The organism is Corynebacterium jeddahense (genome assembly GCF_028609865.1).
Lineage (GTDB): Bacteria > Actinomycetota > Actinomycetes > Mycobacteriales > Mycobacteriaceae > Corynebacterium > Corynebacterium jeddahense.
The window spans coordinates 1,687,421-1,713,760 of record NZ_CP063194.1; the positions used below are offsets into that span (position 1 = coordinate 1,687,421).

Sequence of the window (26,340 nt, forward strand, 5' to 3'; positions counted from 1 at the left end):
GGCGGGGTGCAGCGCGCGTCTAACTACGTATGCACCTCCTTGACACGATCCCCAGCCCCTCTCCCGCCCTGCCGCTGCCCGCGACGCAGCGCCTGGCGCGCCTCGACACCATCGGCGCGCCGGGCAGGCTCGCGCGCGGGTTCGGCGCGTCCACCGCGTTCCTTTCCCTGTCGCCTGGCCTGGCGTGCGTTTTCGCCGATCCAGACGGCGCGGCGCTCACCCACCAGGCGCTCGGCGCCGCCGGCATGAGCGCGCACCAGCTGTGGAACGCGGCGGCCGCGGAGCTTGCCGCGCGCGCCCACACGGAGCGCGGGGTGGAGTTCCTCGTCCGCAGCCCCGCCGTGACGTGCGCCGCGGCGTGGGGCGGGGCGGAGCTGCCCCGCGGCTTCGAGGTGGCCGGGCACGGCGTCGCCGCCGCGCACTGGCTCGCGCATCCGCAGACGTTCACGCTGCTCCACCGCCACTTCGAGGCGGTCCTGCACCCCGAGGCGATGCTCGCCTACGCCACGGACGACGGCGAGCGTCTCTTCGTCTTCGACGCCGCCCCGCACGCCGTCGCCGCCGCCCTGCCGCGGGCGGACGTGGTGACGTACTCCGTCGGCTTCCCGCTGCTCTACCACCCCGGCCGCAGCTAGGGTGTGAGGGGTCGCCCGCACTGCAGAAGGAGACCTCATGCGCCGACCCGTTACCGCCACCTACCGCCTGCAGCTGCGCGGGCCCCACGCCGACCCGCAGGGGCGCGAGTTCGGCTTCGCGCAGGCCGCCGAGATCGTGCCCTACCTGCGAGACCTGGGCGTTTCGCACCTCTACCTCTCCCCGATCTTCGCCTCGAGCCGCGAGTCGAACCACAACTACGACGTCATCGACCCCACGCTGGTCAACCCGGAGCTCGGCGGCATCGACGGGCTGCGGCTGCTCTCCCGCGCCGCGCACGAGGCGGGCCTCGGCCTCATCGTGGACATCGTGCCCAACCACCTCGGTGTAGAAAACCCACGCGCGAACCGCTGGTGGTGGGACGTGCTCAAGCACGGCCGCGGCTCCGACTACGCCAGCTACTTCGACATCGACTGGGACGAGGACAACGGGGCCGGTGGGCGCATCGGCGTGCCCGTCCTCGGCAGCCCGGGCGACACCGCCGCGCTCGCGCTCGCGCACCGCGACGGCGAGGACGTGCTCACCTACCACGAGCACGTTTTCCCCCTCGCCCCGGGCAGCTACGCCAGCCTTGACGACGACCCGGAGGCCGTGCACGACCGGCAGCACTACCGTCTCATGTGCTGGCGCGACGGGGTGATCTCATACCGCCGCTTCTTCTCCGTCAACGGCCTCGCCGGCGTGCGGCAGGAGGACGAGGCCGTCTTCACCGCCACCCACGCCGCCCTGCAGTCCCTGCTCGACGACGGGATCATCGACGGCATCCGCGTCGACCACCCCGACGGGCTCACCGACCCGTTCGGCTACCTCACCCGCCTGCGCACGATGGTTGGCGAGGACAGGTGGCTTATCGTGGAGAAGATCCTCGCCGCCGACGAGCCGCTCGACCCGCGCCTGGACGTCGACGGCACCACGGGCTACGACGCGCTGCGCGAGTTCGACGGCGTCTTCGTCAACGCCGACGCCGCCGACCGCCTGGGCACCCTCGCCTACCGCGCGAGCGGATCTACCTGGGACGAGGGTGCCATCGAGACCGCGGAGCGCATGCTCAAGGCGCGGGTCGCCGAAGAGGAGCTCGCCGCCGCGGTGCGCCGCCTCGCGCGGGCGGTGCGCCGCGACAACCTGTCCACCGCCGGCGCGGACGTGAGTGACGACGACCTCACGGAGGTACTCGTCGAGCTCGTCGCGCGGATGCCGGTCTACCGCGCCGACTACCGGTCGCTGTCGCGGCTGACCTCGACCCTCGTCGCGGAGATGGCGGCCAGCGACCTCGGACTCAACCCGGATGCCCTCGACCTCGTCGCCGCGGCCGCGCTCGCGGGAGGCGAGGCGACCCACCGCTTCGCCCAGGTCTGCGGCGCGGTGATGGCGAAGGGCGTCGAGGACACGCTGTTCTACCGGGCGTCGCGCCTCGTCGCGCTGCAGGAGGTCGGCGGCGCCCCGGGCAGGTTCGGGGTGAGCCCCGCCGAGTTCCACCTGCTCCAGGACGAGCGCGCCCGGCTGTGGCCGCACGCGATGACGACCCTGACCACCCACGACACGAAGCGCAGCGAGGACACCCGGGCGCGCATGCTCGAGATCGCCGAGCTGCCGGAGGAGTTCGCGCAGCTTTCCCGCGACGTCTTCGCGCTCACCCCGCCGCCGGACACGGCCACGGGCCACTTCCTCCTCCAGAACGTCCTCGGCGCGTGGCCCCGCGACGGCAAGGCCACCCCGGAGTTCACCGAACGCCTCCAGGCGTACGCGGTGAAGGCGGTGCGCGAGGCCGACGTGCACACCAGCTGGTACGACAACGACCTCGCCTACGAGGCCGCAATCACCGAGTGGGTCGCCCACCTTGTCGACGGGCCAGCCACCGCCGCGCTCGCCGAGTTCGCGCGCACGCTCGACCGCGGCGGCGTGGCGGTCTCGCTCGGCCGCAAGCTGCTCCAGCTCGTCGGCCCCGGCATCCCGGATACCTACCAGGGCACCGAATTCCTCGACTTCTCCCTCGTGGACCCGGACAACCGCCGCTTCGTCGATTACGCGGCGCGGGCGGCGGGCGCGGGGACGCCGGAGGACGTCGAGAAGCAACGCATCGTGCGGGAATGCTTGACGCTGCGGCGCGAGCGGCCCGAGCTCTTCCTCGAGGGCGGCTACCAGGCCGTCTTCGCCGAGGGCGAGGCGCGGCGCCATCTCGTAGGCATGGCGCGCACGGCGGACGGCGGGCCGCAAGTCATCGCGCTGGCCACGCGCGAGCCCCTCGCCCTTGAGCGCGACGGCGGGTGGCGCGGGACGACGCTGACCCTGCCGGACGGCCCCTGGGTGGACCGGTTGACGGGGCGCGGCGTCTCCGGGACGGTCGAGGTCACTACGCTTTGCGACGAACTTCCAGCCGTCCTGCTTACCCGGTAAGCTACTGCGCCGTTATGAGCACCTCCCACCAGCCGGCCAAGCGAAACAAGGCCGCCGACGACACGATCGCGCGGCTGGGTTCGACGTACTTCGCCTGGGTCAACGAGCACCCCGACGCCGCCGCCACGTTCCGGCACGCGCTCCACGAACTCATGCGCGACGCGGGCGTGCAGTTCGACCGCGTCGACGCCCGCGTGAAATCGTGGACCTCGCTGAAAGAAAAGGCGCGCAAGACGCGTGCCGACGGCACGTTGCTCTACCACGACCCCTGGCACGACATCAAGGACATCCTCGGCGCGCGCATCACCGTGCTGCACTCCACCGAGATCCCGGCCGTGCAGCGCCTCTTGGCGGACCAGTTCGAGGTGCTGCGCAGCGTGGACAAGGCGGAGGAGACCCGCGTCGCCGGCGGCTTCGGCTACGGCTCGCACCACCTTGTCGTGCGCGTGGAGGAGCAGTCCGAGGGGCTCGAGGACTACGCCGGCCAGGTCTTCGAGGTGCAGATCCGCACCGTCCTCCAGCACGCCTGGGCCGAGTTCGAGCACGACATCCGTTACAAACGCGCGAGCGAGAAGCTCGACCCACGGGTGGACCGCGCGTTTACCCTCGCCGCCGGGCTCATCGAGCTCGCCGACCAGCAGTTCGACCAGATTGCCACCCTTGCCGACCCGCAGGAGCGGGTGAACACTGACGTCGACGCCGAGATCTCACCGGAAACGCTGCCCGGCATCCTCACCGTACTGCTGGGTAGCCAGTTCCCGCTCTCGCGCGCCGGGGACTACCGCTTCCTCACCGAGCTGCTGCGCGCGCACGGCATCGAGGTCGTTTCCGAGGTCGCCGAGCTGACCAACCCGGCCGACATCGAGGCCGTCTCCAACACCCTCAACTACCCGTTCATGCCGGGCCAGGTGCGCATCATGGACGACCTGCTGCTCAACCGCTTCGGCAGCGAGCACATCGAGAAGACGTGGGACGCCGGTAACCGCCCCGGCGTGCGGCGCAAGCGCCTCACGAGCAGGCTCGCCCTGCTGCGCGGCGAGTAGTTAGCGGCGGCGACCGAGCAGCCGGTCGGTCTCGCGCCGCTCCTTTTTCGTCGGGCGGCCGCTGCCGCGCTCGCGCACGGGCGGCGCGGCGAAAATGTCGCGCGGCGGCGGGGGCGGCGAGTGGTCGATGTAGCAGCTGCGCGCCACCGGCGCCCCGACTCGCTTGTGCACCGTCGCAGTGACCTCGAGAACGTAGTCGCGGTGGTCCTTCCACACCCGCACGGTCTCGCCGGGCACGACCTGGGCGGACGGCTTGACCGTCTTGTCTTCAATCTTCACGTGGCCAGCGCGCACCGCCTCGGCGGCTTGGCTGCGCGTCTTAAAGATGCGCACCGCCCACAGCCAGACGTCGATGCGGACCGCGGATCCCGTCGGCTGCGTCAATTAGTACTGGTCCTTGTGGTTCACGATCTTCTGGACCTTGTTCCAGTTGGCGAACCCGCCGGCCACCGCGACCACAAGGCCGATGAAAAACACGGTCCACGAACCGAAGAGGAGGCCGAACGCGATACCGCCCGCGACGCCGCCGCCGGCCCAGAGCGCGGCGTTGCGCGAGTACAGCCGCACGGCGGCTTTGCGCTGGTCGATCGGGTTGTTAGGGCGCGGCTGCATCGTCATAGGACCACAGTCTAGCGCCTTATCCGCCCCGCTCGACCCAACGGTGGCCTGCGTCTTTCGCTTCGGCACCGCCGTGGGTCGCGGCGGCCAGCAGTGCGTCGACGCGCTCGCGCTCCCCCGGCGCGAACGCGAGCGTGTACGTGGCGGCGCGGCCGTACGCCACGTCAACCACGTCCACCCCGGCGGCGCGCAACTCCGCCTCGATGCGGCCCGCCTCCGCATGCGGCAGGTCCACGGTCGCGAGCTCGCGCACCTCGCGCGTGGTTCGCCTCACCTGCTCGAGCGCCGCCGAAACCGCGTCCGTATAGGCGCTGACCAGCCCGCCGGTGCCGAGCTTCACGCCACCGAAGTAGCGGATCACCACCGCGACGACGTCGAGCATGCCCGAGCCTTTGAGTACCTCGAGCATGGGTTTGCCGGCCGTGCCGGAGGGCTCGCCGTCGTCCGAGGAGCGTTCGATCGGCTGCGCACCGTCGACGTGGACGATGAAGGCGGAGCAGTGGTGCCGCGCGTCGGGGTAGGCGTCCCGGGCCGCTTGGACCACCTCGCGGGCTTCGTCCTCCGTCGTCGCCCGCGCGACCCAGCAGATGAAGCGGGAGCGCTTGATCTCGATCTCGTGCGTGGCCGGCTCGCCCGCCGCCGGGCGCTCGTACGCGGAACGCATCCGGCTAGCCCGCGACGATGAAGTCGTATTCCGGCGTACCCGGTTCGAGGCGGCGGCAGCTGATCGGCGACTGCTCCATGCGCTCGAGCAACGGCCCGAGATCCTCGGCGTGGGCGAGCTCGAGACCGACGAGCGCCGCGCCCGTCTCGCGGTTGTTCTTCTTCAGGTACTCGAACAGGACGATGTCGTCTTCCTCCCCGAGCACGTCTGCGAGGAAGAAGCGCAGCTGGCCCGCCTCCTGCGGGAAGTTGACCAGGAAGTAATGACGCAGGCCGCGATGGACCAAGGAGCGCTCCATCACCTCGGCGTAGCGCAGCACGTCGTTGTTGCCGCCGGAGATGATGCAGACCACGGTGGAGCCCGGACGGACGTCGGCAAGCGAAAGCCCCGCGACCGACAGCGCGCCGGCGGGCTCCGCGATGATGCCCTCGTTTTGGTAGAGGCCGAGCATCTCGGTGCACACCGCGCCCTCGTCGGCGGCGTAGAGCGACACCATGTCGCGGTGCGTGTTGAAGATGCTCCACGGGATCTCCCCGACACGCTTGACCGCGGCGCCGTCGACGAACGGGTCGATCGTCTCCAGCGTCACCGGCCCGCCCGCCTCCGCAGCCGCGCGTAGCGACGCCGCACCTGACGGCTCGACCCCGACCACACGGGTCGCCGGCGACATGTCCGCGACGTAAGAGACGACTCCGGCGAGCAGGCCACCGCCGCCAACGGGCACGATCACGCTGTCGAGCTGTTTGCCCTGACTGGCGAGCTGCGAGACGATCTCGGCGGCAACGGTGCCCTGCCCGGTGACGGTGTCGCGGGAGTCGAATGGCTCGACGACGGTCGCGCCGCGCGCCGCAGCGTCCTCACGAGCCGCCTGCGCCGCCTCGTCAAATGTGTTGCCCGTGACCACGAGCTCGATGGCGTCGCCGCCATGGACGCGGATGCGGTCGCGCTTCTGCTTCGGGGTGGGCTTGGGCACGAAGATCTTGCCCTGAATGCCCATCGCCCGGCACGCGTACGCCACCCCCTGGGCGTGGTTGCCCGCCGACGCCGCGACGACACCCGCCGCACGCGCCTCCTCCGACAGCCTCGAAATGCCGTAGTAGGCGCCCCTGATCTTGTAGCTGCGCACATCCTGCAAGTCCTCGCGCTTGAGGTAGATGTCCGCGCCGTACTGCTCCGACAGCCGAGGGCAGTACTGCAGCGGCGTCGGGGTGATCACGGAGGAAATCCGCCCTTGCGCGAATTGGATGTCTGCAGCGTGGACGGCGTCGTAGGGGTCTGGGTTGCCAGTGCGCATGGTCGCCCAGTCTATCGCGCCGCCGCGTGCCGACGGTGCTCGCCGCCGCTGCCCCTCGCCTCCGCCGAACGCCCCGCGCGTTACAGGAGTTACCTGTGTGTTGAAACGAATCTGTGGCGTAACGCTATATTTTTCAAGATGAACCTGCTAGGTTCATCCGAGTGTTCTGTCCGGCGCCCTCGTCGACAGCGATAAACCCCGATTCCTACAGGAGTTTTTGATTTATGAAGCGTTTTTCCTCTGCCGTTGTCGCGATTGCGACCGCCGCCACGCTGACCGCAGTCCCGGCCATCGCTCAGGAGTCCTCGACGCCGGCGCCGGCCACGACCGCCACGCCGGCTTCGACCACTGCAGGTAAGGCCACGACCACCATCCCGGCCGCTACCCTGGTCCCGGCGACGACTGCAACTACGGCCACCCAGTCCGCGCCTACCCCGACGACCACCAAGCCGACGACCACCAAGCCGTCCACCCCGGCAAACAACTCGAAGAACTCCAAGAAGGAGGGCAGCTCCACGGGCTCTTCGCAAAGAAACGCCGTTGCGTGGGTTTCTGCCCTGTCCGGCGCACTGCTCACCACCTCGCTGATCGTCCTCGCCGACCCGCGCGGCCTGAACATGATCATCGATGCCCTTAACCGCGAGTTCTCTCTCGGCATCCCGAATGTCAACGTTCCGAAGTTCGACCTCCCGAACTTCAACCTGCCGTTCTAAACTCTGACGCAACCCTCAGGAAGGTTTGATTCCCAATGAAGCTCCGCAACATCATCGCGGCCGTCGCAGCTTCCACCCTCGCGGCTGGCACCATCGCCGCCGTGGCCACCGCAGCTGACACCAGCAGCACGCCCTCGAACTCGGCCTCCAAGCCCGCCCAGTCGACCCCGACGCCGAGCCCCACCGCCACGCCGAGCCCCACCGCCACGCCGACCTCCACCGCTCCGTCTGCCGGCACGGTCACCGCGACGGTAACCGAGACGGCGAAGCCGTCCGCCTCCGGCAACGGCCCGACTGTCACGAACAAGCCGTCGCCGACCTACACGGCGCCGAAGTGGCTGCAGCCGTCCTCCAGGGAGGAAGAGGCACTCGACATCATCCTCAAGGTGACGGTGTGGGTCACCGCGGCGTCTTCCGCGGTTGCCGCCCTGATCACGCTCCTGGCCGCTGTGCCGGGCTACAAGGATCAGATCAACACCATCCTGAACGCGTTGAAGTAATACACGCGCGAACAAAGCCCGCCCCGCTGGGGCGGGCGTTTTGCGTCTTACCCCAGGATGCCCGCGCCGAGCGTGGCCTTGAGGTCCCCCATGAGGCTCGCAGACCTGTTCACGCGCAGGTGGTCTCCCAGCACCATCATCTGGCTGTAGTCGCCGTTCACGAGGTTGAGGTACACGTCCGAGTCCCCCGGATTGTTCACCAGCACGTGCTTGAGTTTCGCAATGTTTTCCACGGTGCACTGGTCCGTGCGCATCGTGAGCCGCAGCGGTAGCCCCGCCCCGTTGCCTGGGCCGAGTTCCGGCACTTTCACGTCGTCGCCGAAGAGGCTCATTCGCTCGTCGCGGATGGAGACGTGGGCCTTCACCAGGATGATGTTGTCCTCCACGATCTGCGGTGCCACGAGCGCGTAGACCTTGTTGAACAGCAGCACGTCCACCTGGGCGCCGTGGTGGTCCTCGAGCGTCACGATGGCCCACGGAGAGCCGTCCTTCTTCGAGTACCGCCGGTCCACGCTCGAGATGAGGCCACCGATGGTCACCTCCGCGCCGTTGCGCATTTCGCCCGAGAGGATCGTGGTGAGCTGCGTGTCCGTCTGCGCGTCGATCGCATCCTCGAATCCGTCGAGCGGGTGGCCGGAGACGTAGAGGCCGAGCATCTCGCGCTCGAGCGCGAGCTTGTGCTTGCGGTCCCACTCATCGTCCGGCACCTCGATCGCGAACGCAGCGTTGTCCGCCCCGTCCTCCCCGCCGAAGCTAGCGAACAGGTCGAACTGCCCCTTGTCCGCCGCCTTCTTCGTCGAAAGGACGGAATCGACAGCGTCTTCCTGGATCAGCATGAGGCCCTTGCGGGGGTGCTCCAGCGAATCGAACGCACCCGCCTTGATCAGAGATTCCGTGATGCGCTTGTTGCACGCCAGCAGGTCAATCTTGTCCAGGTAGTCGGAGAAGCTGGTGAACGCCCCCTTCTCCTTCCGGGTCTGTTTGATCGACTCGACCACTTCCGTGCCCACGTTGCGCACGGCGGCGAGACCGTAGCGGATGTCCTCGCCGACAGCGATGAAGTTCTCTTCGGACTCGTTGATGTCCGGCTGGAGCACGCTGATGCCCAGGTGGCGACAGTCCGCGAGGTAGATGGCGGACTTGTCCTTCTTGTCGCCCACGGAGGTGAGCAGCGCCGCCATGTACTCGGCGGTGTAGTTCGCCTTCATGTACGCCGTCCAGTAGGACACGAGCGCGTAGCCCGCCGCGTGGGACTTGTTGAACGCGTAGGAGGCGAACGGCTCGATCGTGCCCCACAGCGCGTCGACGGCCTCCTTCGAGTAACCGTTATCGAACATGCCGGCCGAGAACTTCTCGTACTGCTGCGCCAGCACTTCCGGCTTCTTCTTACCCATGGCTTTGCGGAAGCCGTCTGCCTCGCCCGCGGTGTAGTTCGCGACCTTCTGGGAGATCCTCATGATCTGCTCCTGGTAGACGATGAGGCCGTAGGTCTCGTCGAGAATCTCCTTGAGCGGCTCCTCCAGCTCCGGGTGGATCGGCGTGATGGGTTTGCGCCCGTTCTTGCGGTCCGCGTAATCCCAGTGCGCGTTCACGCCCATCGGGCCCGGTCGGTACAGCGCCAGCGACGCGACGATATCGTTGAACCCGGTCGGCTTCATGCGCTTGAGCAGCTCCTGCATGCCGCCGGAGTCGAGCTGGAACACGCCGAGGGTGTCGCCGCGCGAGAGCAGCTCGTAGACCTTCTCGTCGTCCGTCTCCAGCGCCTCGAGGTCGATGGTTTCACCCCGGTTCTTTTGCACGTTCTCGAGCGCGTCGCCGAGGACGGTGAGGTTGCGCAGGCCCAGGAAGTCCATCTTCAGCAGGCCGATCGCCTCGCAGGCCGGGTAGTCCCAGCCGGTGATCAGCGCGCCGTCGGCGGGGCGCTTCCACATCGGGATGTGGTCCATGAGCGGCACCGACGCCATGATCACCGCGCACGCGTGGACGCCCGCCTGGCGCACCACGCCCTCCAGGCCGCGCGCCGTCTCGTAGATCTTGGCCACATCCGGGTCCGTCTCAATGAGCGAGCGGACCTCGGCGGCCTCCGCGTAGCGCGCGTGCTCCGGGTCGGTGATGCCGGAAAGCGGGATGTCCTTCGCCATAATCGCGGGCGGCAGGGCGCCGTTGATGCGGTCCGCCATCTGGAAGCCGGGCTGGCCGAAGTTCACCTTCGCCGAGTCCTTGATCGCCTGCTTCGTCTTCACGGTGCCGAAGGTGATCACCTGCGCGATCTTGTCCTCGCCCCATCGCTCGGCGGCGTAGGTGATCATCTCGCTGCGGCGGCGGTCGTCGAAGTCGATATCGATATCGGGGGCGGACGGGCGCTCGGGGTTGAGGAATCGCTCGAAGAGCAGGCCGTGCTCCATCGGGTCGATGTTGGTGATGGTCAGCGCGTAGGCCACGAGCGAGCCGGCCGCGGAGCCACGCCCCGGCCCGACACGGATGCCCACCTCGCGGGCGTGCTTGATCAGCTCGGCGACGATGAGGAAGTAGGACGGGTAGCCCTTCATGTCGATGACGTCGATCTCGTAGCTCGCGCGGGTGAGGTACTCGTCCGGGACGTCTTCCCCATCGAAGCGGTCCTTCAGCCCCCGCAGCACTTCCTCGCGCAGCCAGGTCGTCGGCGTGTAGCCCTCGGGCACGTCCGCGATCGGCATCCGGTCGTGCGGGTGCTCCTCCCACAGCTCGCCGTAGTCCTCGACGCGCTCGGCAATCCACAACGTGTTGTCGCACCCGTCGGGCACCGTCGAGTCCCAGAGCTCACGCATCTGCTCCGCGGACTTGATGTAGTAGCCCGAGCCGTCGAACTTGAACCGGTCCGGGTCGAGCAGCGTCTTACCGGTTTGCACGCACAGCATCGCCTCGTGCGCCGGGGCCTGGCTTTCGAGGACGTAGTGGCAGTCGTTGGTCACCAGCGGCGGCAGGCCGAGCGTCTCGCCGATGCGCAGCAGGTCCTCGCGCACGCGGCGCTCGATGTGCAGCCCATGGTCCATGAGCTCGAGGAAATAATTGTCCTTGCCGTAGATGTCTTGCCACATCGCCGCCGCCTCAAGCGCGGCGTCGTACTGGCCCAGCCGCAGCCTCGTCTGCACGTCGCCGGACGGGCATCCCGTCGTCGCGATGATGCCGTCGGCGTGTTCCGCGATGAGCTCGGCGTCCATGCGGGGCCACTTGCCCAACTGCCCCTCGTAGGAGGCGAGCGAGGACAGCTTGAACAGGTTGTGCAGGCCCGTCGCGTTCTCCGCCAGCATCGTCTGGTGTAGGTACGCGCCGGAGGCCGAGACATCGTCCGCCTTCTGGTCCGGGGTGCCCCACTGCACGCGCTTCTTGTTAAAGCGGGACTCCGGCGCCATGTACGCCTCGATGCCGATGATCGGCTTGATGCCCGCGGACACCATGCGCCGGTAGAACGCGTTCGAGCCGAACATGTTGCCGTGGTCCGTCATCCCCACCGCCGGCATGCCCTGGCGGCTGACCTCCTCGGCGAGCAAATCCACCTTCGCCATGCCGTCCAACATGGAGAATTCGGTGTGGTTATGCAGGTGCACAAAGGAGGAGTTTTTGGCCATGGCGGTCATCTTAGACCGCGGCCCGACACGGCCAAACCGTATCGAACGAACGTTCGTCTATTCGTACCGGAGGGCGTCGATAGGCTGCATCTTCGCCGCCTTCGAGGCGGGGTACGCGCCGAAGAACACGCCGGTGGCCAGCGAGAACAGCAGGGAGAAGATGACGGCGCTCGCCGGCGGCCACGTCATCTTGAGGAACGCGGCGGTGGCGATCATGCCGATCGCGCCGCCGAGCACTACGCCGATGACGCCGCCGATGAGGCACACCAGCATCGCCTCGACGATGAACTGCATGCGGATGTCGTTCTGCGTCGCGCCGAGCGCCTTGCGCACGCCGATCTCGCGGGTGCGCTCCGTGACGGTGATGAGCATGATGTTCATCACCCCGATGCCACCGACGAGCAGCGAGATACCGCCGATCGCGGAGAGCACCGCGGACACCGTGCGGAAGATCGTGGAGATGCCCGCGAGGCTCGACGAGATGTCGAACACCTCGGCCTCGTAGCGGTCGTTGCCGTCGTAGAGGCCGTTGAGGTAGTTCTGCAGGTCGTTGCGGAACGCGTCGGCGTCCTCGTTCGGGGCGGAGCGCACGCTAAACGACGGCGTCCATCCGGCGTCCAGGCCGACCCGGTCGGCCGCCGTCGCGGGAATGTACGCCTCGCCGTAGGAGGACGAGCCGAAGCCGGGGTCGTCCTGCTGCGGCGCGAGGACGCCGACGATCGTGAACACACCAGGCTGGCCGTCCACCTCGAGGTCGAAGCGCGACCCGAGCGCCGCGGACGGGTCGTCGTGGAAGAGCGCCTTGACGAGCTCGGGCGAGACGACGGCGACCGGGCGCTGCCCGTCGATCATCTCTTGCGTGATGCCGCGGCCGTACTCGACCGTCAGCCCCCGCATCTCGAGCGACTTCTCAACCACCGGGTACACGTCCACGCTCGCCGTGGCGTCGTCGTTGGCGGCGTCGCCGCTGCCGTTGACGTCGATGTCCACGCCCTGCACCCTGTCGCCGAACGTGCGCTTGAGGTCGTCGAGCTGTTCAAGCGTCATGCCGTCACGCTCGTCGGTCGGCGGGTTCTGGCTCAGGCTAAAGAACGGGTCGTCCTGTTCCTCCCCGTCCGTTGCGCGCTCGTGGATCAGCACCGGGTAGGTGGTCGTACCAGCCTCCTCGAGGCCGCCCATCACGTCGTTTTCCAGCGCCCGCCCTAGCGTCATGATGATGATCACGGCCATGATACCGATGATGATGCCGAGCAGGGTGAGCAGCGAGCGCATCTTGTTCGTGTTCATGCTGGTCAGCGCCAGCCTCATCGATTCCCGGACGTTCACTTCCGCGCTCCTTCCGGCGCGCGCACCGCGGCGATGCGCCCGTCCATCATCTCGACGACGCGCCCGGTTTCCTCGGCGAGGTCGGGGTTGTGGGTGATGAACACGATCGCCTTGCCCAGGTCCTGGTGTAGCTCGTGGAACAGGTCCATGACCATGCGCCCGGTGTGTGAGTCGAGGGCGCCGGTCGGCTCGTCGGCAAGCAAAAGGTCCGGATCGTTGGCGAGGCTACGCGCGATCGCCACGCGCTGCTTCTGCCCGCCCGACAGCTCGTTCGGGTTGTGGTGGATGCGGTCGCCCATCCCCATACGCTCGAGCAGCTCCACCGCCCGCTCCTCGCGCTCGCGCTTCGGCACGCCCGCGTACATCATCGGCATGGCCACGTTCTGCAGCGCGTCAATGCGGCCGATGAGGTTGAAGTTCTGGAAGATGAACCCGATGTTCTTACTCCGGTACGAGGCGAGCTCGGCGTCCTGCTTCGCGTACACGGGCTCCCCGTTGAAGGCGTAGGCGCCCTCCGTCGGGCGGTCGAGCATGCCGATGAGGTTCATCAGCGTCGACTTGCCACAGCCGGACGGGCCGACGATGGAGACGAACTCCCCCTGCTCCGCGTAGAAGTCGATCCCGTGCAGCACCGTCAGCTCGCTCGGCTCGCCGACGTTGTACGTCTTCACGATGTTGCGCATGTCGATGAGCAGACCGGTCTCGGCCATGTCGCTCGGTTCGCGTTGCGTATCGACGTCCGTTCCGCCGTGCCTCGGCTTGCGGAACACTTACTGCCCCTCAGCGGCGCGGCGCGTGCTGGTCACCGTCACCGTCGCCGTCGTGCGCTGCTTCGTCTCCCGCGCCTCGCGCACCTTGTCGGCGTTGAAGCCCGGGTCCGTGATCTTGACCTCGTCGCCGACTCGGTCCTTGTACTCATCGGGCCAGTTGATCACGATGTCGCCCGGCTTGAGGTCCCCGCCGGTGACGGCGACGTCGACGTCGTTTTCGGCGCCCGTCTTCACCGCGCGCTCCTCGACCTTGCCCGTGGTGGCATCGTCGCCGTCGGTGGCGAGCACGTAGACCTTCTTCTCGCCGTTGTTGTCCATGACCGCATCGAGCGGCACGCTCAGCGCGCCCTTCGACTCCGCGGTGATGATCTCGGCGCGGGCGCTGCCACCGAGCAGCAGGCCCTCCTTGTCGCCGGTGACCTCGATCTCCACGGGGAACGTCACGTCCGACTTCCCCTTCTCGCCAGAGCCGACCGCGCCGAGCTGGGCCGCCTGCCCGCCCGCCGGGACCTCCGCGGCCGGCGCGACGCGCGTCACCCGGCCGCTGAACTTCTTCTTGCCCGTGGCCGTCGAGGTGAACTCGACGCGGTTACCCGCGGCGACGTTCGGCACGTCCGCCTCACGCACCTCCGCGCGGATGATCAGGCGCGAGTCGTCCGCGATGGTCATGAGCTTGCCCTGCGGGATATCGCCTTCCTGCACGTCCACGCTGGTCACCAGCCCGGCCATCGGTGCGTAGACCGTGGACTCCTGCACCTGGTACTCCAGCGTGCCGTCGCCGTCCCCGAGCTGTGCCGCCTGCGCCTGGCGCCACGCGGAATCCACCTGCGCCTGGAGCTGGTCGCGCTCCTGCGCCGCCTGGGTCTGCGCCGATGCGAGCTCCGCCTGCGCCGCCTGCAGCGCCGCGTACGCCTCGTCCGGGCTCATCGCACTATTCGCTGCAGCGCCCGCTCCCCCGTCGCCGCCGAGCAGCTGCGCGAGTTCCTCCTGCGACGCATCCTGCCCGGGCTGCGCTGGCTGGGCAGGCTGCGCTGGCTGTGCAGGCTGCGCAGGCTGAGCAGGCACCCCCGGCACCTGCGACTCCCCGCCGCTCGAGCCGTGGGACGACACCCCGCCGGCGACGTGCTCGACGGCCGCGACGCCGCGCTCGAACAGCCGCGCGCCCCCGGCCACCGCGGCGTTGTACGCCGCCTGTGCCTGGTTCACCTGGGCCTGCGCCGAGCGGATGCCGGGGTTGGTGCCGTTGTCAATGCCCGCCTGGTAGGCGTCGAGCTGCTTCTGCGCGAGCTCCACGTTCGCCATCGCGTCCGCCTGCGAGTTCGCCTGCTGCTTCTGCTGCACCTCAAGCTGCCGCTCGAGCTGCGCGGTGTCCATCGCCGCGAGGAACTGTTCCGCGGTCACGCGGTCGCCGGGTTTGACCGCGACCTTCTTCACTTCCGACTGCACCATCGTCGTGATGTTTACCGCGCGCGCCGGCGCGATCGTGCCGTTGACCACCACGCTGTTGGACACGCCCTCGCCCGATGCGATCGTGTAGTCACCCGGGTTGAGGCCATCGCCCTTCGCGTCCTTGTCGTCGCCCCCGGAACCGCACGCCGCCAGCAGCAGGGTCGACGCGGCGGCGAGCGCCACACTGGCTCGGGTCAGACGGGCAGGGGAACTGGATGCGGTGCGAAACGCCAAGAGAACTCCTCGTACGGGGCGGGCAATTCCGGATGAACTATACACGGCGCCCCGGCGCTCACACCCGGATCGCGAACGCGCCCCACACCGCGTCCGGCGGCAGAACTTCGACGGTGGCCACGTGTGCCTCCGCCGCGACCTCGCGCAGCGCGCCGCCGTCGGCGTACACCACTACCGACCGCACCGGCGCGTCCCCGGCGGCCCGCGCGAACACGTCGGCCCGCGTGTGCCCGGCCGTGGGCTCAGGCGTAACGACGATCGATCCCGCCACCACCGCACTCGCCCGCGCGACAGGCGCGGTCGCCTCCGCCGCCTCCGCGGGGCCGACCGGCGCGTCGAAGGTCACCAGCGCGAACGCGGGTTCAGCGCCGGCCGCCTCGAGGCTCTGTCGGCAGCGGCGGGCGTACTCGTCTGGCGTTTCGCTGCGTTCGGCGCCCACCTCGTCGCCCTGCGGCACCTCCCGCGCCGGCGGGTGGGCCGCGCCGATGCCGTACAACGCCCCGATGAGCGCCGCCGCGGCCGCGACTGCCGCCACTGCGCTGCGCACCGCCTACCCCCGCCGCACGGCGTCGAGCGCCGCGCGCAGGTCCGCCGGGTACTGGGATTCGACCTCCATGTACTCGCCGGTGCGCGGGTGGGTGAACCCGAGGCGGGTCGCGTGGAGCCACTGGCGCTGCAGCCCGAGCTCGCGGGCGAGGTTCGGGTCCGAGCCGTACATCGGGTCGCCGACGCACGGGTGCCCGACGGAAGACATGTGCACCCTGATCTGGTGCGTGCGCCCCGTCTCCAGGTGCACGTCGAGCAGGCTCGCGCGCCGGAACGCCTCGATGACGCTGTAGTGCGTCACGCTCGGGCGGCCGTCCTGCGTCACCGCGAACTTCCAGCCCGCCGACGGGTGGCGCCCGATCGGCGCGTCGATCGTGCCCTCGATCGGGTCCGGCAGCCCCTGCACGAGTGCGTGGTAGGTCTTGTCCACGGTGCGCTCCTTGAACGCCCGCTTGAGCACCGAGTACGCGGGGATGCTCGCAGCCACGATCATGACGCCGGAGGTGCCGACGTCGAGACGCTGCACGATCCCGTGCCGCTCGGGCGGGCCCGCCTCGGGAAGGGTGAAGCCCATCGCCTGCAGACCGCCGACGACGTCGGGGCCCTCCCAGCCGAGCGTCGGGTGCGCCGCCACGCCCACCGGCTTATCGACGGCGATGACGTCCGCGTCCTGGTACAGGATCTCCAGCCCCTCGACCAGCTCCTTCGCCGGCTCCGGCGCCCGGCGCGGCTCGGGCAGCGTCACCTCGAGCAGCGCGCCGGCCGCGACGCGGTCCGACTTCTGGGCGCCCGCGCCGTTGACCCGCACGTCACCGCCCGCGGCCATTTCGGCGGCGACGGAGCGCGAGACGCCGAACAGTTTGGCGATCGCGGCGTCCACCCGCATCCCCTCGAGCCCCTCCGGCACCGGCAGCGCCCGGAACTCACCCGGCATCGACATGCCCCTTCCGCTCCGTAACGAAGGTGGCGAGCACGAAGATGACGACCCCGACCGTGATCGAGGCATCCGCCAGGTTGAACACCGCGAACCTGCCGACCGAGATGTAGTCGACCACGTGCCCGAACCAGAATCCCGGCGGGCGGAAGAACCTGTCGCACAGGTTGCCCAGCGCCCCGCCCGCGACGAGCGCGAGGCCGAACGCCTCCCACCGCGACGCCACGCGCGGGCCGAACCACAGCGCGCCGACGACGAACGCCAGCTGGAGCGTGGTGAACAGCCACGTGGAGTTCTGTCCCATCGAGAACGCGGCACCCGGGTTGAACAGCAGGTAGAAGCGGAACCAGTCGCCGATCACGGGGTGCGGCACGCCGGGCTCGAGCCACGCCACCATGATGTGCTTGACCAGTTGGTCGACCGCCGCCACCACGAGCATCACCGCCACCACCAGCCCGAGGTGGCGCGGGGCGGTGCGGGGTTTCGTTGGCTGATCCATCGCCGACCCACATTAGCCGGTCGGCTGCGGGTACGTTCTAAAGGATGCTGAGCTTTACCCGCAGCGTTACCCGCAGCGTTACCCGCACCGCCACCGCCCTCGCCGCCGGCCTCGTTTTCACGCTGGCCGCCTGCTCGTCGGAAAGCGACCCGTTCGACGGCATCCCCGCCTTCCCCGTCGACGCGCCCGAGGTCACCGTGCTCAACGAGGGCGAGAACCCGGTGCGTTTGGCCTACCGCGACCAGGACAACGCGGACGGCGGGGAGTGGTCGACGACGGTCGCGGTCTCCACCGGCGTCGACCAGCACACCGAGGCGCCCGGCACCGCCGTGGACCCGCACGCGCCCGCCGGCGGCGACCTCGACACCACCACCCTGCCGCTCAGCGTCACCTCCGGCACGGCCCCCGCCCCCGGCGACGGCGAGCAGGACGCGGCCCGGCAGGTGGACTTCACGGTCGGCTCCGGCAAGCATTCGGACCTCGCCGTCGGCCAGGACGTCGCCGCGACCGAGGGCTTCCTTATGCGGTGGCGCGCCGGGGAGGACGGCACCGTGTCCACGCTCAAGCTCAGCTCCCCGGCCGACGCCCCCGAGCGCGGCCGCCAGGCCGTCGAGCCGACGCTGCTCGCGCTGGTCACGAACGCGGTGGTGTTCCCGCAGCAGCCCGTCGGCGTCGGCGCGGTGTGGACGGTGGCCAGCCGCGTCGTCGGCGACGCAACCCTGCAGCGCACCACCACCTACACCGTCACCGCCATCGACGGGGACTCGGTCTCGCTGGACGTTTCGGTGGCGGAGCAGCCGTCGCAACGCAGCCTGCGTATCGACGCTCAAGCAGCCGGCGCCCTCGACGGCTCCGACGTCGAGGTCGAGTCCGCCGAGACCACCTCCCAGGGCTCCGTCGTCGTGGACCTCGCCCACCCGCTGCCGGTGTCCGGGCAGGTGGCCGCTACCACCCGGCTCGTCTACTCGGGCGGCGACGGCAAAGCGCGCGTCGTGCAGGACACGACGCGCGCTGTGCAGTACGGCGTTTAGAGGCCGGGCTTAGAGGCCGGGCGCGGCCGGGGCCTGCGCCGGAGCCTGCTCAGGCGAGGCCGGAGCAGCCGACGCCGTGCTCGAGTTGCACATCGCCGGCACTTGCTCGGGCGGCAGCGTGTTCGAGACAAGGAAGCACGCCCAGCTCTGCGAGATCTTCCAGTTGCCGTCCTCGTAGACGAACTCGACGTCCTCCGCGAGCTGCGATTCCGCGTCCGGGCGCGTGAAGTTAACCGTGGCCAGCACGGAATTCGCGGTGTAGCCCGGCAGCACCGGGTTGACCACCTGGAACTTCGCGCCGGACTGCTGCTGGGACTGCGTCATCAGGTCGAACAGCTCCGGCGACGCCTCCCCGCCCTGCACGGTGTTCACGCGCTCGGAGATCGGCAGGTTCGGGTCCGCGGCGCGCTGCAGGACGGCGTTGAGCTCCTCGGCGGTGGGCATCTGCGCCACCGGCGCGGCCTCGGATGTGGCGGACTGCGCCGTGGTCGTCGTTTCCTCGTTACTCTCCGAGTCCTGGGAGCAGGCAGTCAGGCCCAGTGCGAGACCCGCCGCGGCGAGGGCTGCGACAAAGCGGGGTGTATTCACGTGTTCTCCTTGCGTCGCTCTATTCCTCCGCACCACGTTACTGCACGACCGGCCAATTCTGGCATTCTGGTGCGCATGCATGTGATGGTCATCTCCACCGGCGGCACGATCGCCTGCACCGCCGGCAGCGACGGCGCGCTCGTGCCCACGCTCACCGCCGCCGAGCTCGTCGCCCAAAGCGCCACCGTGCACGAGGTGCGCGGCGTCGACGCGAACCGCATCGATTCCTCGTCCGCCACCCTCGCCGACCTCGACCGCCTGCGCGAGGCGGTGCGTACTTCGCTTCTCGACGCCTCCGTCGCCGGCGTCGTCGTCACGCACGGCACCGACTCCCTTGCCGAGACCGCGCTCGGCCTCGACCTCGTACACCGCGACCCCCGCCCGGTCATCCTCACCGGCGCCATGCGACCGGCCGACGACGCCGCGCCGGACGGGCCCGCCAACCTGCGCGGCGCCATCGAGGCAGCCGCCCACCCACAGCGCGCCGGGGTGCACATCCATTTCGACGGCGCCACCCTGCCCGCCCGCGGCGTCATGAAGGTCGCCACCACCGCCCACGACGCGTTTGCGCTGGCCAGCCCGCGACCACTCCCCCGCCCCATGCCGGTGCCCGCGGCCCCGCTCGCGGGCCTCGACGTCCCGATCGTGCGGGCCTGGGCCGGCGCCGACGGCCGCCTCGTCGAAGCTGTGCGCGACGCCGACGGCGTGATTCTCGAGGCGCTCGGCTCCGGCAACGTTTCCTCCGAGATGGGCGAGTCCGTCGCCGCGCTGCTTCGCCGCGGCACGCCCGTGGTGGTGGCGAGCTCCGTCCCGCACGGCGACGTGTCGTTCTCCTACGGCGGCGCGGGCGGCGGCTCGACGCTCGGCGCGCTCGGGGCGATCCCGGCCGGCTACCTCAGCGCGGGTCAGGCCCGGGTGGCGCTCGCTACCGCACTCGCGACCGGCGTGGATCCGCGCTCACTCCTGTGAGAGCCAGTCCTCCCACGCCAGCGAATCGAGGGGGTCGGCGGGCACGAGCTGCGGGTCGTCGCTACGCAAGCTCTTGATCCTGCCCGGCCCGGTGGCCCGCGTCTCAAACCGCACCGTCACCCACCCTTTCCCGGCCCCTTGAACCCAGCCGTGCCCGAAGTCGGGGTGGTAGACGTCCTGCGTCGCGCGCCAGGTGCCCTGTGGGGCCGCGACGTCGCGGGTCACGTCCGCGTCGAACTGCGCCTCGTGGTCGCTCACCCCGGATTCGTAATCCGCCGTCACCGGCGCCGGCTTCACAATCGCCTGGTCCAGCTCCGGGAACAGCACGTCCTGCAGCGTGTCCTCCAGGCCCGAGTACGACACCCCCACGAGCCTGATCGGCCCCACCTCGTCCGGGTAGCGCACCAGCCGAAACGCAGTGGCCAGCAGCGTTTCCGCGTCGTCGGTGGCGTAGGGCAGCGTCGCCGAGCGCGATTCGATGCGCAAGTCCGCCATCCGCAGCTTGACCGTGACAGTGCGTGCCCCGCGCCCGTCCTTCTTGAGCCGTCGGTGCGACTCCGCGGCCGCCCGTTCGAGGGCCGCGTCGACTTCGGGCGGGGCCGTGAGATCCTGCGGGTACGTGTGCTCGGAGGAAATCTGCTTCGACACCGCCCGCGGCGCCACCGGACGGTCGTCCACCCCGCGGGCGAGCCACCACAGCTGCTTGCCCACCGCGCCGCCGATGGCGATGTCCAGCTCCTTCTCGCTCAGGCTCGCGAGGTCGCCAATCGTCTCGATGCCCGCCGCAGCCAGCTTCGCCTCCGTCACCGGGCCGACGCCCCAGAGCGCGTTGACCGGCATGGGGTGCAGAATCTCCAGCTGCTGCTCGTGCGGAATGACGAACACGCCGTCCGGCTTGGCCCTTCCGGAGCCGATCTTCGCGTACTGCTTCCCCGGCCCCGCCCCGATCGAACTGGGCAACCCCGTCTCCTCCTTGATCGCCGCGCGCAGCTGGTTCGACCAGTCGCGCACCTCTTCTGGCGTCGCCCCGGTCAGCTCAGCGGGCTCCATGAACGCCTCGTCGATGGAGAGCTGCTCCACCACGTCGACGTGCCTGCCGATCACCTCGAAGACCCTCCTCGACGCCGCCATGTACACCGGCCTGCGCGGCGCGACCAACACCGCCTGGTTTCCTACCAGCCGGGCAGCCCGATGCGTCGGCATCGCCGAGCGGGCTCCGTACCTGCGCGCCTCGTAGCTCGCCCCCGCGACCACGCCGCGGCCGGAGACCCCCGCCACGAGCACCGGCCGGCCCTTGAGCGTCGGCCTGGTGAGCTGCTCGCACGACGCGTAGAACGCGTCCATGTCGATGTGCAGCACCCAGCGGTTCATGTCTCCACTGTGCACGAGCGATCCGCAGCGGTGCTAATCCACGCCGATTCCCGCTAGTCGGCGAACGAGAGTGCTGCGTCGGCGACAACATCGGCGAGCTTGCCTTCGAAGGGCTCTGTTCGGCGGGGCATCGCGCGATTCCTGGAGACGAACTGCGACCCGTCTGCGAATCGGAAGTAGAGGTCCGCCCCTTTCGACTGAATGTGGGCGACGCCGTGGCTCACCTTTGAGTGGCAGCTCGAGCAGAGCGGGATCAGGTTATCGATGTCGGTGCCGCCGCCGTACTCCCATTCACGCAGGTGGTGAATCTGGATGAACCGGCGGTGCGTGCAGCCAGGCATCGCGCACTGGTGGCCCCACACCGCGAGCAGCGCCTGGACTTGCCCGTCGGTGGCGAAGCGCTGGGACCTGCTCACGTTGAGCGTCAACCCCCGTTTGTCCAGCAAGTGCATGCGCACTGTGGCGTTGGCGATGTAACTGCGGACCACGCTCGAGGGCGCGGCGATGTTTTCCGGCATGAACCCGCGGCCATCCTCGGTCAGCACAATGTTGACGTGCGCGCCAGGGCACCGCAGCGGGCTGACGGGGTTGGATCTCACCATCGCGATCATCCCCAAGAACGCCGGGTAAAGGTCGGCCGGCTCCGGCGGCCCGAAGCGCGAGGGTAGCCGGAGTACTTCCTCGGTACTCAGCTTCGTGTCCTTGCGCGGCTCGGCCGTCTGCTCCGCGGGGCAGGTTTCTTCACCCGTTTCCGCTTGCTGGATAAGGTCGTCGATGACATCCGGATTGTTGAGGTCTTCGACGTCGACATCGTCGATCCCGTACTGCGCGAGCTGGGCAATCTTCAGCGCCGCTAGCAACTCCTGCCCCGTGACGGCCGGCAATAATCCACGGAGGTCGAGCATCCCGTCATCGCGAGTGTGCGCCTTCAAGAACGGCTCATCGGGCGCGGTCTTCTCACCCGCCTCCTCCACCCCAGCCACTGCCCGGCGGAGGTCGGCGAAGCTGAGCACGAGCGCGAGGTCCACCAGCTCTTCTTCGTTCTCCTCTGTGAGGTACCTCAACAGGAACCGCACCGTTGAATACGGCATAACCCCCGCTTCAAACGCATCGAGGAGGCAGCGAAACTTTCGCAGTCCGCGTGCCACCCGCACATACTCGTACGCGGTTGAGATCGGCAGGTTGAGTTCCTGCTGGAGCCACGCCGAGGTGGTGTAATGCCCGTGCTCGAGGTACATCTCCGCCTCGTCGAATTCGCCCACTAAATCCAACATGACCGCGCGATTCGCGTTCGCGTGGATGTAGTACGAACGAATCCGATCCTGCAGCGTTTCTCCCTGCTCTACAGACCTTTGAACTGGCTTTTCTAGGCTCGACGCGATGCTCACTGTAAACCCCCTTGATAGTTGCTGTGCGTTTCATTATAACCGTTCGCATGTTCGAGTCAAGGAGTTTTTCCAATTAATTTAAAACTTTTTGGCTCCCCTTTTTGTTTTCTTTCGTTAGTATATGGCACACCTTTTCGTATTTTTATCGCATGCAAATTGAAAGCAATTTCCATTAAGCTATGCCACTGCATAGTGCTCGAGGGGGGCTCCACCGGCCGTCCCCCTTAATGGAACCCTGTCCCAATAAACTATGCTGCGGCATAATCCCGGCGAACAGCCACTCCCCCACTACTGAAAACGCCCCCCCAATAAGCTATGCCGCTGCATAGCACCCTCAACTCTGAGTTGAGAGCGCCGTGCAGCGGCAGCAGCCGCGCTAGTTCTTGCGCACGGTGGCGGTCACGCCGTCGATAATGTCGTGACCCTCGACCGGCTCGGTGACGATCTCGAACGAGGTCGCCAGCGTCTCGGCAGCGATGTGCTTCGCGTGACGACGAGCCCAAGGCTCCTTCTCACCAGGCACGGCGAGCACGACGGCGATGCGGTCCGACACGTCCAGGCCCTCGTGCTTGCGGGCGTCTTGCAGGCCGCGGATCACGTCCGCTGCCCAGCCCTCGGCCTCGAGCTCCTCGGTCACGGTGGTGTCGAGGACGACGAGGCCGACGGCGCCGGAGGCGTCGACACGCGCGGTGCTCTCGGGGTTCTCAGCGACGAGACGCTCGGTGTAGAGCTCCGGGGTGAGCACGATGTCGCCGTCGACGACGACATCGTCGCCGCGGCGCTCGTAGTTGCCGGCCTTGACGTTCTTGATGGCACGCTGCACGTCCTTGCCCAGCGTCGGGCCGGCGCCCTTGGCGTTCACGACGACTTCGAAGGAGCCGGCGGAGTCGACGTCGTCGGTGAGCTCGACGTCCTTCACGTTCACCTCGTCGCGGATGGTGGAGCGGAACGGCTCGAGCGCGCCCGCGTTCGGCAGCGCGACCGTGAGCTTCGGCAGCGGCAGGCGGTTGCGCAGCTTGTTTGCCTTGCGTACCGACGACGCCGCGGAGCACACCGCGCGCGTCGCGTCCATGGTGGCGACGAGCTCGTCGTCGGCGGGCAGGTTCGCTGCTGACGGGTAGTCGGTGAGGTGCACGGAGCGGCCGCCGGTGAGGCCGCGCCAGATCACCTCGGAGACGTACGGCAGCAGCGGCGCGACGGTGCGGGTGACCACCTCGAGCACGGTGTACAGGGTATTGAACGCCTCCGGGTGGGTCTCCTGGCCCTCCCAGAACCGGTCGCGGGAGCGGCGGACGTACCAGTTTGTCAGCGTGTCGGCGTACTTGCGCACCTCGTCGCAGGCGTCGGCGATGCGGGTGTCCTCCAGCGCCGCCCCGACGTTCTCGACGAGGTCGTGCGTCTTGGCCAGGATGTAGCGGTCGAGTACGTTGTCGGAGTCCACGGACCACTGCGCGTCCTCCGAGGAGTACAGCTGCAGGAACGTGTACGCGTTCCAGATCGGCAGCAGCGCCTGGCGCACGCCCTCGCGGATGCCCTGCTCGGTGACGATGAGGTTCCCGCCGCGCAGGATCGGCGAGGACATGAGGAACCAGCGCATGGCGTCGGAGCCGTCGCGGTCGAAGACCTCCATGACGTCCGGGTAGTTGCCCTTCGACTTGGACATCTTCAGCCCGTCGGAACCCAGCACGATGCCGTGCGCGACAACCTTCTTGAAGGCGACGCGGTCGAACAGCGCGGTGGACATGACGTGCTGGAGGTAGAACCAGCCGCGGGTCTGGCCGGAGTACTCGACAATGAAGTCGGCCGGCTGGCGGGTCTCGAACTCCTCGACGTTCTCAAACGGGTAGTGGTACTGCGCGAACGGCATGGAGCCGGACTCGAACCAGCAGTCGAGCACGTCCGGCACGCGGCGCATCGTCGACTTGCCGGTCGGGTCGTCCGGGTTCGGGCGGGTCAGCTCGTCGATGTGCGGGCGGTGCAGCGACTCGGGGCCGCGACCGAAGTCGCGCTCGAGCTCCTCGAGCGAGCCGTAGACGTCCACGCGCGGGTACTCCGGGTTGTCGGAGACCCACGCCGGCACCGGCGAGCCCCAGTACCGGGTGCGCGAGATGTTCCAATCGCGCGCGCCCTCGAGCCACTTGCCAAACTGGCCGTCGCGGATGTGCTCCGGGATCCACTCGATCTCCTGGTTGAGCTCCACCATCCGGTCACGGAACTCCGTGACCTTCACAAACCACGCCGGCAGCGCCATGTAGATGAGCGGCTCGCCCGAGCGCCACGAGTGCGGGTAGGAGTGCACAATCGTCTGGTCGCGCACCACGCGACCCTTCGCGCGGAGGTCGCGGATGATGTCGCGGTTCGCGTCGAACACGAGCCGGCCGGCGTACTCCGGCACCTGGGAGGTGAACTTGCCGTCCGCGTCGACGGGGATGACCAGGCCGATGCCGTACTTCTGGCAGGTGGCCATGTCGTCCTCGCCGAACGCCGGGGCCTGGTGCACCACGCCCGTGCCATCCTCGGTGGTGACGTAGTCCGCGTTGAGCACCATGAACGCGTTCGCCGCGGCGTCGGTGTCGCGGAAGTAGTCGAACACCGGCTCGTACTCGAGGCCTTCGAGCTGCGACCCTCGGAACGTCGATACGAGCTCGTAGTCCCCCAGCTCCTTCGCGTAGGCGCCGAGGAGGTTCGAGGCGAGCAGCAGCGGCGTATCGACGCTACCTTCCGGCCTCACCAGCGAATACTCCACATCGGGGTGGACGGCGAGCGCGAGGTTGGACGGCAAGGTCCACGGCGTGGTGGTCCACGCGATGGCGGCGGCGCCGTGCAGCTCTGGGTGCTCCGCCCACGTGGTCTCGGCCGCGAAGCCGGCCCGGGCGCCGGTGAACGGCATGGTCACGGTGACGGTGGGGTCTTGGCGCTCGCGGTACGCGTCGTCAAGCCTGGTCTCCTGGTTGGAAAGCGGGGTGTGCTCCGCCCACGAGTACGGCAGCACGCGGAAGCCCTGGTAGATCAGGCCCTTGTCGTAGAGGGTCTTGAACGCCCACATGACGGACTCCATGAACTCCGGGTCCATCGTCTTGTAGCCGTTTTCGAAGTCGACCCAGCGCGCCTGGCGGGTAACGTAGTTCTCCCACTCCTCGGCGTAGTGCATGACGGACTTGGCGCAGTACTCGTTGAACTGCTCGAGGCCCATGTCCTCGATCTGCGCCTTGTCGGTGATGCCGAGCTGCTTCTCGGCCTCGAGCTCCGCCGGCAGGCCGTGGCAGTCCCAGCCGAACACGCGCGGGACGTGGTAGCCGCGCATCGTGCGGTAGCGCGGGACGATGTCCTTGACGTAGCCGGTGAGCAGGTGCCCGTAATGCGGCATGCCGTTCGCGAACGGCGGGCCGTCGTTGAACACGTACTCCTCGCAGCCCTCCCGCTGCTCCAGCGAGGCCTTGAACGTGCCGTCACTGTTCCAATAGTCGAGGACGACGCGCTCCATATCCGGGAAGCGGTCGCTGCCGCCCGTCATGTCCACTTTGGGGTAGACGTTGCCAACCATGACACTCCTTCAGCCGTGCAGGGACGCATTGCTGCGCGGTACCACCCTGCTTGGGGTGCCGGGGCACCCCCACTTCATTGCGGTGAAGGAAGTGACGTCTCCCATGTGCAACGTCCGGGTCTAGTGAGCTTTCGCCGTTCTTCCGGAAACGCTCCCCGGTGATGGCCGGATCGACGCGTGTTACAAGTAACGCCCAGCAGTCT

The 26,340-nt window shown here is 68.5% G+C and carries 22 protein-coding genes; 7 read left to right on the forward strand and 15 right to left on the reverse strand.

Annotated elements, in window-relative coordinates:
* Positions 1–29: 29 nt before the first annotated feature.
* Genes CJEDD_RS08205 through CJEDD_RS08215 form a run of 3 tightly spaced genes read left to right on the forward strand, consistent with a single transcriptional unit; the run spans position 30 to position 4,091 of the window.
* Complete coding sequence (locus tag CJEDD_RS08205) at positions 30–635, forward strand: hypothetical protein (protein WP_052333695.1); 606 nt, start codon at positions 30–32, stop codon at positions 633–635.
* Between the two features lie 37 nt (positions 636–672).
* On the forward strand, positions 673–3,048 hold the full coding sequence (treY, locus tag CJEDD_RS08210) for a malto-oligosyltrehalose synthase (protein WP_042405003.1): 2,376 nt from the start codon (positions 673–675) through the stop codon (positions 3,046–3,048).
* Between the two features lie 14 nt (positions 3,049–3,062).
* Complete coding sequence (locus tag CJEDD_RS08215) at positions 3,063–4,091, forward strand: GTP pyrophosphokinase (RefSeq protein WP_042405004.1); 1,029 nt, start codon at positions 3,063–3,065, stop codon at positions 4,089–4,091.
* Here CJEDD_RS08215 and CJEDD_RS08220 read toward each other — a convergent pair whose 3' ends face one another.
* From CJEDD_RS08220 to ilvA, 4 genes are read right to left on the reverse strand one after another with little or no spacing between them, the layout of a single operon-like run.
* Positions 4,092–4,475: an RNA-binding S4 domain-containing protein gene (locus CJEDD_RS08220; protein WP_042405005.1), complete on the reverse strand. Its 384-nt coding sequence runs from the start codon at positions 4,473–4,475 to the stop codon at positions 4,092–4,094. It lies immediately after the preceding gene.
* Positions 4,476–4,709, reverse strand: coding sequence for a hypothetical protein (locus tag CJEDD_RS08225; protein WP_042405006.1), 234 nt, complete (start codon positions 4,707–4,709; stop codon positions 4,476–4,478).
* Positions 4,710–4,728: 19 nt separating this feature from the next.
* Positions 4,729–5,373 (reverse strand): IMPACT family protein, encoded by a 645-nt coding sequence (locus tag CJEDD_RS08230; protein ID WP_042405007.1) that lies wholly within the window; start codon positions 5,371–5,373, stop codon positions 4,729–4,731.
* A gap of 4 nt (positions 5,374–5,377) precedes the next feature.
* Complete coding sequence (gene ilvA / locus CJEDD_RS08235; protein WP_042405010.1) at positions 5,378–6,667, reverse strand: threonine ammonia-lyase IlvA; 1,290 nt, start codon at positions 6,665–6,667, stop codon at positions 5,378–5,380.
* A gap of 224 nt (positions 6,668–6,891) precedes the next feature.
* Here ilvA and CJEDD_RS08240 point away from each other — a divergent pair, with 224 nt between their 5' ends.
* A complete protein-coding gene (locus CJEDD_RS08240) occupies positions 6,892–7,380 on the forward strand; it encodes a hypothetical protein (RefSeq protein WP_042405012.1) in 489 nt (162 codons plus the stop codon).
* A gap of 35 nt (positions 7,381–7,415) precedes the next feature.
* The gene (locus tag CJEDD_RS08245; protein ID WP_042405014.1) at positions 7,416–7,880 is read left to right on the forward strand and encodes a hypothetical protein; all 465 of its coding nucleotides are present in this window, start codon (positions 7,416–7,418) and stop codon (positions 7,878–7,880) included.
* Between the two features lie 47 nt (positions 7,881–7,927).
* On the opposite strand, the gene dnaE is transcribed toward CJEDD_RS08245, so the two are convergent.
* From dnaE to lspA, 7 genes are read right to left on the reverse strand one after another with little or no spacing between them, the layout of a single operon-like run.
* Positions 7,928–11,488, reverse strand: coding sequence for a DNA polymerase III subunit alpha (gene dnaE / locus CJEDD_RS08250; RefSeq protein WP_042405029.1), 3,561 nt, complete (start codon positions 11,486–11,488; stop codon positions 7,928–7,930).
* Between the two features lie 57 nt (positions 11,489–11,545).
* On the reverse strand, positions 11,546–12,814 hold the full coding sequence (locus CJEDD_RS08255; protein WP_042405015.1) for an ABC transporter permease: 1,269 nt from the start codon (positions 12,812–12,814) through the stop codon (positions 11,546–11,548).
* A complete protein-coding gene (locus CJEDD_RS08260) occupies positions 12,811–13,524 on the reverse strand; it encodes an ABC transporter ATP-binding protein (protein WP_042405031.1) in 714 nt (237 codons plus the stop codon). The genes CJEDD_RS08255 and CJEDD_RS08260 overlap by 4 nt, the downstream gene beginning before the upstream one ends.
* A gap of 60 nt (positions 13,525–13,584) precedes the next feature.
* The gene (locus CJEDD_RS08265) at positions 13,585–15,267 is read right to left on the reverse strand and encodes an efflux RND transporter periplasmic adaptor subunit (RefSeq protein ID WP_273657470.1); all 1,683 of its coding nucleotides are present in this window, start codon (positions 15,265–15,267) and stop codon (positions 13,585–13,587) included.
* A 58-nt stretch (positions 15,268–15,325) separates the two neighbouring features.
* Positions 15,326–15,814, reverse strand: a complete 489-nt coding sequence (locus CJEDD_RS08270) for a hypothetical protein (protein WP_074432579.1) — start codon at positions 15,812–15,814, stop codon at positions 15,326–15,328.
* Between the two features lie 3 nt (positions 15,815–15,817).
* Positions 15,818–16,747, reverse strand: a complete 930-nt coding sequence (locus CJEDD_RS08275) for an RluA family pseudouridine synthase (protein ID WP_042410006.1) — start codon at positions 16,745–16,747, stop codon at positions 15,818–15,820.
* The gene (gene lspA / locus CJEDD_RS08280; protein ID WP_042409998.1) at positions 16,737–17,246 is read right to left on the reverse strand and encodes a signal peptidase II; all 510 of its coding nucleotides are present in this window, start codon (positions 17,244–17,246) and stop codon (positions 16,737–16,739) included. The genes CJEDD_RS08275 and lspA overlap by 11 nt, the downstream gene beginning before the upstream one ends.
* A 44-nt stretch (positions 17,247–17,290) precedes the next feature.
* On the opposite strand from lspA, the gene CJEDD_RS08285 reads away from it, so the two are divergent.
* Positions 17,291–18,277, forward strand: a complete 987-nt coding sequence (locus CJEDD_RS08285; protein WP_052333876.1) for a hypothetical protein — start codon at positions 17,291–17,293, stop codon at positions 18,275–18,277.
* Positions 18,278–18,286: 9 nt separating this feature from the next.
* Here the strand turns inward: CJEDD_RS08285 and CJEDD_RS08290 are convergent, their stop codons facing one another.
* Complete coding sequence (locus CJEDD_RS08290; RefSeq protein ID WP_042410001.1) at positions 18,287–18,865, reverse strand: WKL family lipoprotein; 579 nt, start codon at positions 18,863–18,865, stop codon at positions 18,287–18,289.
* A 75-nt stretch (positions 18,866–18,940) separates the two neighbouring features.
* Between CJEDD_RS08290 and CJEDD_RS08295 the strand changes: the two genes are divergently transcribed.
* The gene (locus CJEDD_RS08295) at positions 18,941–19,834 is read left to right on the forward strand and encodes an asparaginase (RefSeq protein ID WP_273657471.1); all 894 of its coding nucleotides are present in this window, start codon (positions 18,941–18,943) and stop codon (positions 19,832–19,834) included.
* Here CJEDD_RS08295 and CJEDD_RS08300 read toward each other — a convergent pair.
* The 3 genes from CJEDD_RS08300 to ileS form a co-directional block, all read right to left on the reverse strand.
* Positions 19,823–21,205, reverse strand: coding sequence for a DNA polymerase IV (locus CJEDD_RS08300; protein WP_042406944.1), 1,383 nt, complete (start codon positions 21,203–21,205; stop codon positions 19,823–19,825). The genes CJEDD_RS08295 and CJEDD_RS08300 overlap by 12 nt on opposite strands.
* Before the next feature lie 53 nt (positions 21,206–21,258).
* Positions 21,259–22,593 carry an HNH endonuclease signature motif containing protein gene (locus CJEDD_RS08305; protein WP_042406943.1) on the reverse strand — a complete coding sequence of 445 codons (1,335 nt, stop codon included), beginning with the start codon at positions 22,591–22,593 and terminating at the stop codon, positions 21,259–21,261.
* A gap of 376 nt (positions 22,594–22,969) precedes the next feature.
* Entirely contained in the window at positions 22,970–26,137 is a 3,168-nt protein-coding gene (ileS, locus tag CJEDD_RS08310) for an isoleucine--tRNA ligase (protein ID WP_042406940.1), read from the reverse strand.
* Positions 26,138–26,340: the final 203 nt, after the last annotated feature.